At 57.2% G+C, this 15,677-nt stretch carries 12 protein-coding genes; 5 read left to right on the forward strand and 7 right to left on the reverse strand.

Annotated elements, in window-relative coordinates; genetic code table 11:
• Positions 1-6 precede the first annotated feature (6 nt).
• The 5 genes from LT85_RS11890 to LT85_RS11910 form a co-directional block, all read right to left on the reverse strand.
• Complete coding sequence (locus LT85_RS11890) at positions 7-1,281, reverse strand: DUF445 domain-containing protein (protein ID WP_038488974.1); 1,275 nt, start codon at positions 1,279-1,281, stop codon at positions 7-9.
• Between the two features lie 43 nt (positions 1,282-1,324).
• The gene (locus tag LT85_RS11895; RefSeq protein WP_038488977.1) at positions 1,325-1,966 is read right to left on the reverse strand and encodes a PqiC family protein; all 642 of its coding nucleotides are present in this window, start codon (positions 1,964-1,966) and stop codon (positions 1,325-1,327) included.
• On the reverse strand, positions 1,963-3,612 hold the full coding sequence (locus LT85_RS11900) for an intermembrane transport protein PqiB (RefSeq protein WP_052135106.1): 1,650 nt from the start codon (positions 3,610-3,612) through the stop codon (positions 1,963-1,965). Before LT85_RS11900 ends, LT85_RS11895 begins: the two co-directional genes overlap by 4 nt.
• 118 nt (positions 3,613-3,730) lie before the next feature.
• The gene (locus tag LT85_RS11905; RefSeq protein ID WP_052135107.1) at positions 3,731-4,447 is read right to left on the reverse strand and encodes a paraquat-inducible protein A; all 717 of its coding nucleotides are present in this window, start codon (positions 4,445-4,447) and stop codon (positions 3,731-3,733) included.
• Positions 4,444-5,088, reverse strand: coding sequence for a paraquat-inducible protein A (locus LT85_RS11910; protein WP_038488980.1), 645 nt, complete (start codon positions 5,086-5,088; stop codon positions 4,444-4,446). Before LT85_RS11910 ends, LT85_RS11905 begins: the two co-directional genes overlap by 4 nt.
• Before the next feature lie 363 nt (positions 5,089-5,451).
• Here LT85_RS11910 and ribA point away from each other — a divergent pair, with 363 nt between their 5' ends.
• A complete protein-coding gene (ribA, locus tag LT85_RS11915; protein ID WP_038488983.1) occupies positions 5,452-6,126 on the forward strand; it encodes a GTP cyclohydrolase II in 675 nt (224 codons plus the stop codon).
• A gap of 64 nt (positions 6,127-6,190) precedes the next feature.
• Here ribA and fusA read toward each other — a convergent pair whose 3' ends face one another.
• On the reverse strand, positions 6,191-8,311 hold the full coding sequence (fusA, locus tag LT85_RS11920) for an elongation factor G (protein ID WP_038488986.1): 2,121 nt from the start codon (positions 8,309-8,311) through the stop codon (positions 6,191-6,193).
• A gap of 237 nt (positions 8,312-8,548) precedes the next feature.
• Here fusA and LT85_RS11925 point away from each other — a divergent pair, with 237 nt between their 5' ends.
• Positions 8,549-10,357, forward strand: a complete 1,809-nt coding sequence (locus tag LT85_RS11925; protein WP_038488988.1) for an aminopeptidase P family protein — start codon at positions 8,549-8,551, stop codon at positions 10,355-10,357.
• 12 nt (positions 10,358-10,369) lie between these two features.
• On the opposite strand, the gene LT85_RS11930 is transcribed toward LT85_RS11925, so the two are convergent.
• A complete protein-coding gene (locus LT85_RS11930; protein WP_038488991.1) occupies positions 10,370-10,588 on the reverse strand; it encodes a SlyX family protein in 219 nt (72 codons plus the stop codon).
• Positions 10,589-11,033: 445 nt separating this feature from the next.
• Here LT85_RS11930 and LT85_RS11940 point away from each other — a divergent pair, with 445 nt between their 5' ends.
• The 3 genes from LT85_RS11940 to LT85_RS11950 all read left to right on the forward strand — a co-directional run bounded on the left by LT85_RS11940 (position 11,034) and on the right by LT85_RS11950 (position 15,613).
• A complete protein-coding gene (locus LT85_RS11940) occupies positions 11,034-12,380 on the forward strand; it encodes an MFS family transporter (RefSeq protein WP_038488999.1) in 1,347 nt (448 codons plus the stop codon).
• Positions 12,381-12,464: 84 nt separating this feature from the next.
• Positions 12,465-14,261, forward strand: a complete 1,797-nt coding sequence (locus tag LT85_RS11945; RefSeq protein ID WP_038489002.1) for a sensor histidine kinase — start codon at positions 12,465-12,467, stop codon at positions 14,259-14,261.
• Positions 14,261-15,613 carry a sigma-54-dependent transcriptional regulator gene (locus LT85_RS11950; protein WP_038489005.1) on the forward strand — a complete coding sequence of 451 codons (1,353 nt, stop codon included), beginning with the start codon at positions 14,261-14,263 and terminating at the stop codon, positions 15,611-15,613. Before LT85_RS11945 ends, LT85_RS11950 begins: the two co-directional genes overlap by 1 nt.
• Positions 15,614-15,677 lie beyond the last annotated feature (64 nt).

The following is a 15,677-nucleotide window of genomic DNA, read 5'->3' on the forward strand; positions in this document are numbered from 1 at the left end:
GCGTTGTCAAACATGCGGCATCCATTGCCGTAGTTGCGAAATAAGATACAGCAGCAAGCCGATCAATCCGCCGACGATGGTGCCATTGATGCGTATCCATTGCAGGTCCTTGCCGATGTTGAGCTCGATCTGCTTCGCCATTTCCTTGCTGTCCCAATTCTTGACGGTATCGCTGATATGGCGCGTCAGAAAATCGGCGAAGTCGGGCGCCATGTTTTTCGCGGCGTCTTCAAGATGGGCATTCACCGAGCGGCGTAAAGCGGGGTCTTCAGCCAGCGTTTTTCCCAGCCATAATCCGGCGGCGACAATGTTTTGGTGCAGCAAAGAGTCGTTGCGCGCGAGGTCATCTTTGAGCCATGCACGTAGTGAGCCCCACAGGTCTTTCAAGTAGATGTTAAGGGTTGGGTCATTAAGCAGATAGGTCTTGATTTGTTCGCCTTTGGCGATAAAATCCGGGTCGTCCTTGAGCTGTTCGATAAAACGCTCGGTAAAGTCGTCGAACCTGTTGCGCAAGGGGTGCTCTTTATTGGCGTTGATTTCAGCGAGCAGGTGGCTGACGGCATTGACGGCGATATCAGCACCTTGCCGGCCTATCCACTCTGACGGCAAGACCTTTTCTTTCAGCGGATGGTCCTGCTTGAGCCAGATCACGATCTCGCTTGCGATCAGGTCTTGGGTGTCTTGATTCGCCAGCAAGTCTGCGCATTGCATCAGCGCCTCATCCAGCAATGCCTGATGGCGTCCATCTTTGGTCAGATGCCCCAGAATCACACCGGCTGACTGCGATAAATCCACTTTTGCCAGTGCCACATGAAGCGCGCGCGTCATAAAGCGCTGCACCGGTGCGTCCTCGATGAAATCCAGCATGCGCGCAGCCACTGTCAGCAAATGGCGGCCGAAATTTTCGGTATTGCCTGGAGCGATCAGCCAGGCCGAGAGCAGGTTGGCCGGATCGTGTTTGCGAATCAGGCCGGCGATTGAGTCGACGTCAAAAAATTTGTCCTTGACGAAGATCGCCAGGTTGTCTGCGATCTTGTCTTTGTTCCTGGGGATGATGGCGGTGTGATGCGACAGTAGTGGAATCGGCACACGCTTGAACAGTGCGTGCACCGCAAACCAGTCCGCCAGTGCGCCGACCATCGCCGCTTCTGAAACCGCTTTGATCAGGTCGGGCCAGAAACCACCCGGAAGGAACAGGGTGCCGATAAACACAGCGCTGACAATTGCCAAAAATAACAGAGCAATATTCTTGGATTTTTTCAGTTCATACTGTTTGTTCATCCTGGCAGCTCGTTGTCCTTATGCGGTTTTTAGTTCCACACGCTTAGTTTTGGCAGGCGGATGTAGCGCCGCTTTTGAATGCCGTGACATTGGCGGCAATTGCGTTGACTGCATCCGCCACCGTTCGTTGCACGCCTACTACCAGCGCGTCCATACCGGCAGCAACCGGCTCCGATACGCTCAACCGGCAAACGCTGGTCTTGGCATTGTCCGAGCGGGTGATGCTCCAGCCATAAGTGGCTTGCACTTTATCGCCTGGTGCGGCGTCAAATTCACGCAATTCGATGGCGATCCGGTAGACCGGCTGGTCGGTAGGTCTGCCGCTGCGACTGACATCGATTGCGCCTAGGCGGTTGGCGATGCCGCTAGCCAGGGCGTCGCGCAATTCGTTGTTGAATGGAGAGGACCAACGGTCCTGCTCCAGGATATCGACCCTGGCGCCGGAGCTGCTGCCGGTACTTCTCACCACCAGTTGCGGCCGCGCAAGGCGCTCGGGCAGGGCGATCGGCGATACTTCGATAAACAGCCGGGAGTTTGGCGTTTGCATCTGGGACTGTGCTTGCTGCGGCGCCGAGAGCGTATAAAAACGCGTCGGACTGGAGGCGCAGCCAGCCAGCGCTGCCGCCATCGCAAGTGTTATGACGGTTTTGTGCAGGCGGTTTAATGTGGGTTTGGTCATGATCATTTATTGCTTTCCTCTTGCTTGCCGCGAATCAAGGATTCCGGATGACGTTCCAGGTAGTCGGTCAGGATCCGCACCGAGGCTGCCGAGCGTGTCAGCTCTTGCAAGGTCTGGCGGATGTCTTGCTGCAGCGGCGAATTATCGGACAAGGTGCGGTCGGCGTTATCCAGAGTTTTGCGCACGTCTTTCATCGCCGCCATGATTTCCGGCGCCACATCGTTATTCAGGCTCTTGGTCAGCTGCTCGGCATTGAGCAGGGTACGGTTCATGGTGCCGATGGTCTTTTGCAGATCGGCGGCGATCTGGTCGAACGGCACCTTGCTCAGTTTCCTGGCGATTTCGGCAATCTGCGATTGGATTTCATCCAGGCTGTTCGGAATGGTCGGCACTACAAGCACCGACGTCGAGTTGTCGATTTTCACAGGCGGCGCTTTCGGGAAAAAGTCCAGCGCGATATACAGCTGGCCGGTCAGCAGATTGCCGGTACGCAGTTGTGCTCGCAAGCCACGGTTGACCATGAATTCCAGTCGCTGCTTGGGGGTATAAGTGGACTTGCGGTCATCTTCGGCATATTTGCGGCCCAACCGTTCCGGATAGATCTGCACCGCGACCGGCATCTGAAATTCGCGCTGCTTGGCGTCATACTGGATGCCTACCGATTTGACTTCACCCAATACCACGCCACGGAAGTCGACCGTGGTGCCTGGCGTCAGGCCGCGCAGGGACTGGTTGAAATACATCACAACGGTTTCCGAAGGGCCGTCCGGCTCTTTCAAGGCGGTTTCTTCGTCTGCCGCCAAGTTGAAGGTGGTGTTTTCCTTGGCTTTCATGCCCAGTTCGTCTTCCGGTGACTGGAACGCAATTCCGCCCAGCACCACGGTCGCCAGCGATTGCGTGCGCAGCTTGAAGCCGCTGGCGTTGATTTGCATGTCGAAGCCGCTGGCGTGCCAGAAGCGGGTGTTGACGCCAATGAATTTGTCGTAAGGCGAGTCGATGAAAATGCGCAGGGTCACGCCTTTGCCGTCTTCATCGAGGTTGTAGGCTGCGAGCTGGCCGACCTTTATGCGGCGAAAATAGATCGGCGAACCGATATCCAGCGAGCCGATATCGGTAGCGTGCAGCATGTATTGCTTGCCGGACGCGTCCGAGGTGACGATAGGCTGGACTTCCAGCCCGGTGAAGTCGTCCTTTTTATCCTTGGACGTACCAGCGTCGGCGCCGATATACGCGCCCGACAGCAAGGTTCCCAGCCCGGAAACGCCGGAAGCAGCCACCCGTGGCCGTACCACCCAGAAACGGGTATCGGTGGCGGTGAAGCTTTCCGCTTCTTTCGACAACTGGACGTTAGCCAGTACGTGCGAACGGTCTTTGCTGAGGGTAATGGTTTGTACTTGGCCGATATCGACGTCCTTGTATTTGACTTTGGTTTTGCCTGCCTCCAGCCCTTCGGCAGTGCGGAAGGTAATGGTGATCGATGGCCCGCGCTCAACCAGGATCTTGACCACCAGCGTCAGGCCGACGACGGCGGCGACGATCGGAATCAGCCAGATCAGCGAAGGCAGCCAGTCGCGTTTGCGGCTCAGCTTGGGCTCGGGTAACGGCGGCAGGGCCGATGGCTGCGTGCCTGGAGGTATATTCTCATCACTCATCTTGTGCTTTCATTCTCTTAGAGGCTGTTGCGAAATTAACCTGGCGTTGTTACGTCGGGGCGGCCATCCGCTCCTAGCCGTACTGCTCGTACTGTCTTCGTCGACGCGCCTAGCCATCTTAATTTCGTAACAGCCTCTTACTTTGATTTGCTGTCGGTTCCGTATCGTTGCTATCCCAGGTGAGGCGCGGATCGAAGCTGAGCGCCGCCAGCATCGTTAACACTACCACTGAGGCAAACGCCAACACGCCGAAGCCGGCGGTAATCTTGGCGAATCCTTCAATCTGCACCAGCCCCGCCAGCAGCGACACAACGAACACGTCCAGCATCGACCAGCGGCCGATGATTTCAACCAGGCGGTATAGTTTGGCGCGTTGCAGGCGGCGCCAGCGGCTTCGCTTTTGCGCCGTCAGCGTCAGCAGGATCAGCGACGCCAGTTTGAACAGCGGCACCAGGAAGCTGGCGATAAAGATGATTGCCGCAAGTTCCCAGGAGCCGGACACCCAGAAATAGATGACGCCGCTCATGATGGTGTCTTGTTGCGTACCCAGCAGGGTTTTGGTGACCATCACCGGCATCAGGTTGGCCGGGATGTACATGATGCAGGCGGCGATCAGAAAGGCCCAGCTGCGCATGATGCTGTGCGGTTTTCGCATGTGCAGCGGGGTGCCGCAGCGCTGGCAATCCTCGTGATCGCGCACTTCCTGCCAGACCGTGCCGCAATGATGGCAAGACATCATGCCATGGCCGGCTGCAGTATACGCCGGCAAGTCGGCGTCGCCGGCGACAATGATCGGGCCGTCGTCGCTGGCGCTCAGGCTGTCGGCGTTATTCATGGTGATATTCCCTTGTGATCCTTGCCGCTAGCGTCGTCGCCAGCAAACGCCATCTGCCAGAAATGGCGTGGATTGAAGGAAACCACCGCTGTCAGCAATACAGTCAGCACGCCGAAGGCCCACAGCGCTACGCCGGGTATCACTGTCGCCATGTTCGATAACTTCACCACCGCCACCAGCACCCCGAGCAGAAATACTTCCACCATGCCCCATGGCCGCAGGTTTTGCATGGCGCGCACCAGCCATCTGAAGCCGGCGGGCCGGTGCTGCTTGCGTAGCGATAGCAGCAAGTACAGCAAAAATAGCAATTGCAGCAACGGAAACAGAATGGTGGTGGCTAGCACCAGCATCGCCACCAGCGACATGCCTTCGGTAGTCAGAGACAGCACCGCGCCGAACAAGGTAGTCTGGCTGCGCAAGCCTTGCAGTTCGATTTCGACGATGGGGAAGCTGTTAGCGATCATAAACATGATCAGGCTGGCGACGGTCAGCGGCAGAATGCGTTCGCGTTGGCGACCCGCATCGCGGTCCAGTTCGGTCCCGCAGCGCGGGCAGTGAGCAATTTCGCCGCGACGCAACGACACCTTGCGATACAGGGCATCGCATCCTTCACAGGCAATCAGGTCAGGGACTTCACGCATTGATAGTTTTAAGAGGCTGTTGCAAACACATCTGGTGTTGTTGCTACTCCTGGCCGTACCGTTCGTACTGTCTTCGTCGGAGCGCCTAGCCAACTGTGTTTGCAACAGCCTCTAAATTTGAATTGATGAGATTCTAACAATAATTTCACCGGATAGATGGCAGAGTGTTGAAATCGCCTGATTAATCCCAATTTACATTTCCTATTTATAACCGCAGGAGTTGTCCGTGGCACGCGTCGTCATACGTATATTTTCGAATAATCGTAGAATGAGCGCTGTATCGGACGATGTTAGAACAAATAGCATTCTGCGGGCGTGTCATTTATACAATGACATGCCCTTTATTCACCTCAAATCAATCTGATGAGCACCACTAATAATAAAGGCAATCTATCCGCCCCCTCAGTTAACCAAGAGCTGGAGTATGTGACGTCGTGTGCGCTGCCGACGCCATGGGCGACTTTCCAGCTGCATGCGTTTATCGAACACAGTACCGGTAAAGAACATCTGGCCCTGACATTGGGCGAAGTCAACGATGGCGCGCCGGTGCTGGCGCGCGTCCATTCCGAGTGCCTGACCGGCGACGCACTGTTCAGCCAGCGCTGCGATTGCGGCGCGCAGCTCGAAGGCGCATTGCAAAAAATCGCTGCCGAAGGGCGCGGCACCATTCTCTACCTGCGCCAGGAAGGCCGCGGCATCGGTTTGATCAACAAAATCCGTGCCTACCATATACAAGATGGCGGCGCTGATACGGTAGAAGCCAACCAGCAATTGGGTTTTGCGGCGGATTTGCGCGACTACAGCATCTGCGAAACCATGCTGGAACATCTGGACATTACCGCGTTGCGGCTGATGACCAACAATCCACGCAAGGTGGCGGCGTTGCAAAAAATCGGCATCAACGTGGTGGAGCGGATTCCGCTGATACTCAACCGCAATCCCTTCAATACCAGATATCTGGATACCAAGGCCGCCAAGCTGGGGCATTTGCTGCCGGTAGACGGCCTGGAGCGCGATATCGACGAAAACGCGATGTGATGACATCGTAGGCCGGGTGGCGTTACGTTTGGCCGGCCTACGTTTTTATATTCCTTCACACACTTCAGTGCTTGGAAGTCCCCACATGCTTGGCATTGATCACAGCATCGGTCACATTGGCCGGCGCTTCAGCGTAATGCTTGAATTCCATCGTATAGGTTGCGCGGCCCTGGGTCAGCGAGCGCAGCGTGGTGGAGTAGCCGAACATCTCGGCCAGCGGCACTTCAGCGCGGACGATTTTGCCGACACCGCCTGGGATGTCGTCCATGCTCTGGATCATGCCACGCCGTGACGACAGATCGCCAATCACGTCGCCCATTTTCTCTTCCGGCGTTTCCACTTCGACCGCCATCATCGGTTCAAGCAAGGCAGGGCTGGCTTTGCGGCAGCCGTCCTTGAAGGCCATCGAGGCCGCCATGCGATAGGCGTTTTCGTTGGAATCGACATCATGCGAGGAACCGAAGAACAGCGTCACCTTGACATCGACCACCGGATAGCCGACCAGGACGCCGGTCGCCAGCGTTTCGCGCACGCCTTTTTCAACGGCTGGAATATACTCGCGCGGCACGGTGCCACCCTTGATGGCGTCGACGAATTCGAAACCCTTGCCGGGCGTTTGCGGTTCGATTTTCAGCACGACGTGGCCGTACTGGCCGCGTCCACCTGATTGTTTGATGAATTTTCCTTCGCTCGATTCACACACCTTGCGGATGGTTTCGCGGAAGGCGACTTGCGGTTTGCCGACCGAGGCTTCGACGCCAAATTCGCGGCGCATCCGTTCCACCAGCACTTCCAGGTGCAATTCACCCATGCCGGAAATAATGGTCTGGCCGGATTCTTCGTCGGTCTTGACGCGGAAAGACGGATCTTCCTCGGCCAGGCGGCTGAGCGCAATCCCCATTTTTTCCTGGTCAACCTTGGTCTTCGGTTCTACCGCCTGCGATATCACAGTATCCGGAAATACCATTTTTTCCAGCATGATGATGCTGCCGGGATCGCACAGGGTGTCGCCGGTGCTGGCTTCCTTGAGGCCCACCGCAGCAGCGATGTCGCCGGCATACACTTCGCTGATTTCAGTACGATGGTTGGCGTGCATTTGCAGTACGCGGCCGATTCTTTCCTTCTTGCCTTTGTTCGGATTGAATACAGTGTCGCCAGATACCAGTACGCCGGAATAGACGCGGAAGTAGCTCAAGTGGCCGACAAACGGATCGGTCATGATCTTGAAGGTGAGGGCGGAGAATTTTTCGTCGTCGCTGGCGCGCCGTTCAACGATCAGATCGTCCGGATCGTGTCCCTTGACCGGCGGGATATCGGTCGGCGCCGGCAGGAAGTCGATCACAGCGTCGAGCAAGGCTTGCACGCCGCGGTTCTTGAAGGCGCTGCCGCACAGCATCGGCACGATTTCACCGGCGATCGTGCGTTGCCGCAAAGCCGCCTTGATCTCGTCTTCGCTGATGTCGTCGCCCTCCAGGTATTTCTTCATCATGGCATCGCTGGCGTCGGCCGCTGCTTCTATCATGCGACCGCGCCATTCCTTGGCGCTTTCTTGCAGCGCCGCCGGAATCTCGATGTACTCGAATTTGACGCCCTGGCTGGCGTCATCCCACATAATCGCCTTCATCTTGATCAAATCGACCACGCCGTGGAAATTTTCCTCGGCGCCGACCGGAATCTGCACCAGTACCGGGTTGCCTTTGAGACGGTCCGTGATTTGCTGATGCACGCGAAAGAAATCGGCGCCGACACGGTCCATCTTGTTGACAAACGCCAGCCGTGGCACGCCGTACTTGTTGGCTTGGCGCCAGACGGTTTCGGATTGCGGCTGGACGCCGCCGACGGCGTCGTACACCATGCAGGCGCCATCCAGCACCCGCATCGAACGTTCCACCTCGATGGTGAAGTCAACGTGGCCCGGGGTGTCGATGATATTGATGCGATGAATAGGGTAGTTGCCGGCCATCCCTTGCCAGAAACAGGTGGTCGCCGCGGAGGTGATCGTGATGCCGCGTTCCTGTTCCTGTTCCATCCAGTCCATGGTGGCGGTGCCGTCGTGTACTTCACCGATCTTGTGGCTGACCCCGGAGTAGAACAGGATGCGCTCCGTCGTGGTGGTCTTGCCGGCGTCGATATGGGCGCTGATGCCGATGTTGCGATAGCGCTCGATAGGGGTTTTGCGAGTCATGACGATTTCCTCTGGGAGAAATTATGATGATCTGATTTTTCGGCTGCATTGACGTGTGAGCTTACTCGTTTTTTAAGTTCCCGGCTGGTGTCGATGGAAGCTCCGTTGCACTCCTCGTGCAACCTCCGCTGCTGCCCCCGTTTCCTCGTGGGTAGTGGTATCCTAGCTGTCTTCACGGTAAGCGAATTTTCAACCATCCGATTTGTTCCGAACAGCCTACTCTGCCCACCGACAACGATGAACTCCCGAACCTTCTCCCAGACTACCGCCGCGCCACGTATCCAGTTGCTGCGCGACGCCATGAAACGCCACAATGTCGATGCCTGCCTGATACCGTCGGCCGATCCGCATTTATCCGAATATCTGCCAGGGCGCTGGAAGGGCAGGGAATGGCTGTCGGGGTTTACAGGTTCGATGGCTACCTTGATCATTACCGCCGATTTCGCCGGGCTGTGGGCCGATAGCCGCTATTGGTCGCAAGCCGAAGCCGAACTGGCCGGTACGGAAATCGTGCTGATGAAAATACCGACCGGCAGCAGCTTGCTGCATCTTGACTGGCTCGCCGCCAACCTGCCTGCCGGGAAGACGCTGGCAGTCGATGCTACGGTGCTGGGGCTGGCCACGGCGCGTGCGCTGGAACAGGCATTGGCCAAGGGCGGCAGCACATTGCGCAGCGATCTGGACTTGCTGGAAGAGGTCTGGAGCGAGCGTCCGGGACTGCCGATGGCTGAGGTGTACCAGCATCAGGCGTCCCATGCGCCTTTGTCGCGCGCCGCCAAACTGGCGCAGTTGCGCCTGTCCATGCAGCAGCATGGCGCGCAATGGCACTTCATCTCGACGCTCGACGATATCGCCTACCTGTTCAATTTGCGCGGGGCAGACGTCAATTACAATCCGGTCTTCCTGGCCCATGCGCTGGTCGGCCCGCAACAGACCACGCTGTTTCTCGCCGACGGTAAAGTACCGGCGGCCTTGCGCGAAATCCTCGCCCAGGACAATGTGATTCTGGCGCCCTATGCGCAGGCAACCGAGGCTTTGGCCGCCTTGCCGGCCGACGCCACGCTGCTGATCGATCCGCGCCGCATCACATTGGGATTGCGGCAAGCAGTGCCAGCCACGCTCAAGGTGGTGGAAGCATTCAATCCCACCACGTTCGCCAAGTCGCGCAAAACTCCGGAAGAAATAGCGCATGTACGCGCCACCATGGAGCAGGATGGCGCCGCGTTATGCGAATTCTTTACCTGGCTGGAGCAGGCGCTGGGCCGTGAAACCGTTACCGAATTGATGATTGATACTCATATCACGGCAGCCCGCGCCCGGCGTCCGGGTTTTGTCAGCCCGAGCTTCGGCACTATCGCAGGCTTTAATCCGAACGGCGCCATGCCGCACTACAAGGCTACCGAAGAATCGCATGCAACTATCAACGGCGACGGCTTGCTGCTGATCGATTCAGGCGGCCAGTATGTAGGCGGCACCACTGACATTACGCGCATGGTGCCGATCGGCCAGCCGTCGGCTGCGCAAAAGCGCGACTGTTCACTGGTGCTGAAAGGGGTAATTGCCTTGTCTTCTGCGCAATTCCCGCGCTCGATCAAGTCGCCGTTGCTGGATGCGATCGCACGTGCGCCGATCTGGGCTGCCGGAGTCGATTATGGCCATGGCACCGGTCACGGCGTGGGCTATTTCCTGAACGTCCACGAAGGCCCGCAAAGCATTTCCGCAGCGGCGCCGGAAGCGCATACTGCAATGGAAGTCGGAATGATCACATCGATCGAACCGGGAGTCTATCGCCCTGGCCGCTGGGGTGTGCGGATCGAAAATCTGGTGTTGAACCAGACGGCCGAGACGACCGAGTTTGGGGAGTATCTGCGTTTTGAGACGCTCACCCTGTGTCCGATCGATACCCGTTGTCTCGATCTCAGCCTGTTGCGTAGCGACGAAATCGACTGGTTGAACGCCTATCACGCTGAGGTGCGGGAACGGTTGTCGCCGCATGTGCGGGGCGATGCCAAAGAGTGGCTGGAAACCCGTACCCGGGCGCTGTAAGAAACCGCAATATCAGTAGTGTGGCGGCCGTTCATTGGCGGCCGAATTGTCCCTGCCGGCATTATTACTGTCGGCGGCGTCCTTGATGCGCTGCGCCAAAGCTGCGCATAAAGCTTCCAGCTGGTCTATCTTCAACTGCTGGCGATAGACCAGTTTGTTCAACTCGTCCAGCAGGTCGTCCTGGCGGGTCAGTTTGATTTCGATGTCGACCATGCGTTCTTCTTGATTCATCTTGCTTCCTTAATTTTTTCAGCGCAGATGGTAGCGCAATAGCGCTCGCAGTATCTGAATATTCATCCTTTGCAGACGATCTGCCCGAGCGGAAAACCGCAAGCCGCTAAGCGGAAATTGCGGATTCCCGCACAGGAATCATGATTTGGCTATATTTCCAATAGGAAATTCCTCAATAAATCAAGTACTTGGTCTGTTCGCCAGAGCTGGCACAAAGTCTGCAATATCTTTTGTATAAATATAATCAACAGGAGACAAACATGCCTACCAAGATAGCCCGCTGCGTTGCGCCTGCAATGCAGCCTGACGCTGACTTTGATCTGAAATTCCCCCTTTGCTAGTTGTGCCCTCTGAATGGCATGATGTAACTTGCGCATCAGCTCATGTTGCACAGGTACGGCCGTTGCCAGGATCGCACAAAAAACATTAAAACCAGGAGACCACCATGACCATACTTCATCCGTCCGAACATGCGGCCGATACTCGAAAACGCATTTTCGCCATCGTCGGCGCTTCCTCCGGCAATCTGGTGGAATGGTTCGATTTTTACATCTACTCGTTTTGCGCGATCTATTTTGCGCCGGTATTCTTCCCTAGCAGTAATCCGACCACGCAACTGGTCAATACCGCCGCCATCTTTGCTGTAGGTTTCCTGATGCGTCCGATAGGCGGCTGGCTGTTCGGACGGATCGCCGACAAACACGGCCGCCGTACCGCCATGATGATTTCGGTGTTGATGATGTGCGGCGGCTCGCTGATGATCGCCTGCCTGCCAACCTACGCCAGCATCGGCATGGCGGCGCCGGCGCTGCTGTTGCTGGCGCGTCTGTTCCAAGGCCTGTCGGTAGGCGGGGAATACGGCACCAGCGCTACTTACATGAGTGAAGTCGCACTGGAAGGGAAGCGCGGCTTTTTCGCCTCGTTCCAGTATGTGACCCTGATCGGCGGACAGCTGCTGGCGGTGCTGGCGCTGGTGATCTTGCAGCAATTCCTGACGTCCGAGCAGTTGCATGCCTGGGGCTGGCGCATTCCTTTCGTACTGGGTGCGCTTGCCGCCCTGATTGCCTTGTATTTGCGCAAATCCCTCAGTGAAACCTCAACCGCAGAAACCCGTAAAAGCAAGGATGCGGGCACCTTGGCTGGCTTGATGAAGCATAAACGGGCATTCATGACTGTTGTTGGCTTTACCGCTGGCGGCTCCTTGATTTTCTATACCTTCACCACCTATATGCAGAAATACCTGGTGAATACCGCCGGCATGAACGCCAAGACCGCAAGCACTGTCATGACCGCGGCATTGTTTGTCTATATGCTGATGCAACCGCTGTTCGGCGCGCTCTCCGACAAGATCGGGCGTCGCACCGCCATGCTGTGGTTCGGCGGACTGGCCGCCATCGCGACGGTGCCGATCCTGCATGCGCTGAAGGATGTGACCAGCCCGTATGCGGCGTTCGGGCTGGTGATCCTGGCATTGGCGATCGTCAGTTTCTACACCTCGATCAGCGGCTTGATCAAGGCAGAAATGTTCCCGCCGGAAGTCCGCGCATTGGGTGTTGGCTTGTCTTATGCGGTCGGCAATTCGATTTTCGGCGGTTCCGCGGAATTTGTGGCGCTCAAGCTGAAAGAGTTCGGCATCGAATCCAGTTTCTACTGGTACGTATCGGTCATGTGCGCGCTGGCCTTCATCGTCGCCTACAAGATGCGTGATCCGAGCAAGGAAGGTTATCTCAAAGATGTTCCGCTTGAGACGCACAACTATGCAGCCGAGGGCACCGCAGCCACGCCGCGCTAAGGAACAGGCGGTGACGGTTGAATCGATGCCGTCGCCGCTTTCTTCCTTTTTGACGTTTGCCGCGACTAGCCTGCAGGTGTCGTTATGAAATCGAGAAAATCGTTGCTGCTGCTGATGCTGGCGATCATTTGTGCGAGCGCGGTAGTGGTCACCACTTATGTGCTGGCTGCGAGGAAAGCCAGCAGCGATATCAGCGAGGGCAGCGAGCGGCAGTTGCAGATCGTTGCGCTGGACCTGGAGTCGGTGCTGCAAAAATTCGAGACCTTGCCGTTTGCCCTGGGATTCCAGTCGGATGTGCTGCAGGCGCTGGCGCAGCCGGGTGACCAGCAGAACATTCAGCGTCTCAATCTGGCGCTGCAACTGATACAGCGGCAGTCGAAGGTAGTGGCGATCTATGTACTAGACCGAAAAGGCTTGACCCTGGCTTCCAGCAACTGGGATACCGCGACCAGCTTCGTCGGCAGGGATTTCGGCTTCCGGCCCTATTTCAGCGCAGCGATCAATGGCCAGCCCGGGCGCTTCTACGGCATCGGCAACGCCACCAATGTTCCCGGTTATTTCATCGCCCAGCCGATTTACGCCAGCGCTGCTGAATACGGCCGCAAGGCTGCGCTGGGCGTCATGGTAGTCAAGATCGACCTGACTGAATTCGAACACACCTGGAGCAGCAGCGAAGACCCGATCGCGCTGACCGACAGCAGAGGCGTGGTGTTTTTGAGTAATCGCCAAGAATGGAAATACCACAGCATGTCACCGTTGAACGGCGCGGTGCAGCAAGATCTCACTGGCACCCATCAATATGCCGACCAGCCCATAACACCGCTGATCTCGCTGCCGAAAGCGCAGAGGATCGGCTTCGGCCAGCATGTGACGCGTGAGGTAGGGCGCCTCGGCTGGCAATTGATAGTGTTCCCATCACAAGCGCGAATCGTCCGCATTGCCATGTTATGGACGTTGGCCGCCGTGCTGTTGCTGGCAATCGCGGCGATTACCATGTGGGCAATATACCAACGGCGGCGGCGTTTGGAGGAACGTCTGACATCGGCAGAATATCTGGACCGCACCATAGCGCTGAGAACCCAGGAATTGATGGTGGCAAATCACACTCTGGAAGTGAAATACGCCAAGCTGAAGGAAACCGAGCATTTGTTGCGGTCGACCCAGAATAATCTGATCCAGGCCGGAAAGTTGGCGATGCTGGGCCAAATGGCGGCGGGCATCGCACACGAGCTGAACCAGCCGCTGGCGGCAATCCGGGCCTTCGCCGACAACGCCATTACTTTCCTGTCGCGCGAGCAGCGCGACAAGGCTACGGAAAATCTCAGCCATATCAGCAATGCCAGCGCCCGCATGGGAAAGATCGTCGGACAGCTGAACGGCTTCTCCCGGAAAAGCCATGAAGCGGTGGCGGTCATCGACTTGTCGAAATCGATAGAAGCCGCCGCATTATTATTGAACAATGAGTTCCTGACGCATGGCGCTAGCCTGCGTATCGATATCCGCGATGCAGCACAGGTGGTGGGTGACTCGGTGCGCACCGAACAGGTCCTGATCAATCTGTTGCGCAATGCGCTGGACGCGGTGGATAATGCCGAGCAAAAAAATATCTCGCTGGTGCTTGAACAGGAGACGGGGGAAGCTGTAATCCGCATCCGCGATTCCGGCCCGGGCATTCCGGCGCAGGTCGCTTTGCATCTGTTCGAACCGTTTTTTACGACCAAACCGTCCGGCAAAGGACTCGGTCTGGGCCTGGCGATTTCCTCTTCCATCGTGCAAGCGATGAATGGCCGGCTGGCGGCTCATAATCACAGCGATGGCGGCGCTGAATTCGTGTTGCGCATACCTTTGCTGGAATCGATGGATAAAGTGCTTGAATCGTGATGGAGACGACTGTGGCGACGCTGGAAGCAGTATTGATTGAAGATGAGCAGTCGGTGCGGGAGGCGATCAGCCAGACCCTGGAACTGGGTGGCTTTACCGTGCACGCTTGCGACAGCGTTGAACAGGCGCAACCATGGCTGACATCGAGTTTTGCCGGCGTCATCGTGACCGATGTACGCTTGCCTGGCCGCTCTGGCTTGGAGTTGTTGACGCAGGTAGTGACGCTGGATCCGGACTTGCCTGTCATCGTGGTCACCGGCCACGGCGATGTCAGCATGGCGGTGGATGCGATGCGTGCCGGCGCCTACGATTTTATTGAAAAACCGTTCGGCGCCGAGCGGCTGATGGAAACCGCACACAGGGCGCAAGAAAAGCGCAGTTTGATTCTGGAAAACCGTCGTCTCAAGGCTGCCTGGATAGCCCATCCCGATATGCCTAGCCTTATCGGCCAGTCGGCGGTGATCGAACGCGTCAGGACCATGATCCGTAGCGTTGGTCCGACCATGGTCGATATCCTGGTCAATGGACAGACCGGTAGCGGCAAGGAAGTGGTGGCGCGGCAGCTTCATCTTGCCAGCGGCCGCAAAGGACCGTTCGTCGCCATCAACTGCGGCGCCCTGCCGGAAACGGTATTCGAAAGCGAGATATTCGGCCATGAGGCAGGCGCCTTCACCAGCGCCCAGAAGCGCCGCATCGGCAAGCTGGAATACGCCAAGGGTGGTACGGTTTTCCTGGATGAAATCGAAACCATGCCGCTGGCGCTGCAAGTGAAATTGCTGCGGGTGCTGCAGGAGCGCAAGCTGGAACGGTTGGGCGGCAACGAAGCCATTGCCATCGACTGCCGCATCATTGCTGCCAGCAAGGCCAACCTGCTGCAGATGAGCGCGCAAGGAAGTTTTCGGGAGGATTTGTATTATCGCATCGGGGTCGTCAGCATCGATTTGCCGCGTCTGAACGAGCGGCGCGAAGACATTCCGCTGTTGCTGGCGCATTTTATCCAGGGTGCGGCGATTCGTTACCAGCGACCGCTGCCGCAATGGAGCCTGGCGCAAATGGCGCAATGGCAAACTCGCGACTGGCCCGGCAATGTACGCGAATTGCGCAATTTTGCCGATCGCCTGGTGCTGGGCGTGGCGGAGGGCGTTACCGACTTTGGCGGCGAGGAAGTTGGCGATTTGCCGGCAGGCCTGTCGTTGCCGCAGCAAATGGATGTGTATGAGCGCCTGCTGATTGCGGAAATGCTCAACGCCACCAGCGGCAACGTTGCGGCCGCCGCAGATCGCCTCGGTTTGCCCAAGAAAACCCTGTACGACAAAATCAAGAAATACCAGCTAGCCGTTGGCAAAGCATGATGCGCAGGTTTGGCGCGACTTAGGTGGCCCCATATCGACACAAGTTATGCACTGTGCAATACAA

This window comes from Collimonas arenae, assembly GCF_000786695.1.
In the GTDB taxonomy this organism is placed as follows: Bacteria; Pseudomonadota; Gammaproteobacteria; order Burkholderiales; family Burkholderiaceae_D; genus Collimonas; species Collimonas arenae_A.

Coding starts and splice junctions, on each gene's coding strand:
- LT85_RS11945 (WP_038489002.1), top strand. CDS start 12,465: ATGAAATCGAGAAAATCGTTGCTGCTGCTGATGCTGGCGATCATTTGT.
- LT85_RS11895 (WP_038488977.1), bottom strand. CDS start 1,966: ATGATCATGACCAAACCCACATTAAACCGCCTGCACAAAACCGTCATA.
- ribA (WP_038488983.1), top strand. CDS start 5,452: ATGAGCACCACTAATAATAAAGGCAATCTATCCGCCCCCTCAGTTAAC.
- LT85_RS11940 (WP_038488999.1), top strand. CDS start 11,034: ATGACCATACTTCATCCGTCCGAACATGCGGCCGATACTCGAAAACGC.
- fusA (WP_038488986.1), bottom strand. CDS start 8,311: ATGACTCGCAAAACCCCTATCGAGCGCTATCGCAACATCGGCATCAGC.
- LT85_RS11910 (WP_038488980.1), bottom strand. CDS start 5,088: ATGCGTGAAGTCCCTGACCTGATTGCCTGTGAAGGATGCGATGCCCTG.
- LT85_RS11950 (WP_038489005.1), top strand. CDS start 14,261: ATGGAGACGACTGTGGCGACGCTGGAAGCAGTATTGATTGAAGATGAG.
- LT85_RS11925 (WP_038488988.1), top strand. CDS start 8,549: ATGAACTCCCGAACCTTCTCCCAGACTACCGCCGCGCCACGTATCCAG.
- LT85_RS11900 (WP_052135106.1), bottom strand. CDS start 3,612: ATGAGTGATGAGAATATACCTCCAGGCACGCAGCCATCGGCCCTGCCG.
- LT85_RS11905 (WP_052135107.1), bottom strand. CDS start 4,447: ATGAATAACGCCGACAGCCTGAGCGCCAGCGACGACGGCCCGATCATT.
- LT85_RS11930 (WP_038488991.1), bottom strand. CDS start 10,588: ATGAATCAAGAAGAACGCATGGTCGACATCGAAATCAAACTGACCCGC.
- LT85_RS11890 (WP_038488974.1), bottom strand. CDS start 1,281: ATGAACAAACAGTATGAACTGAAAAAATCCAAGAATATTGCTCTGTTA.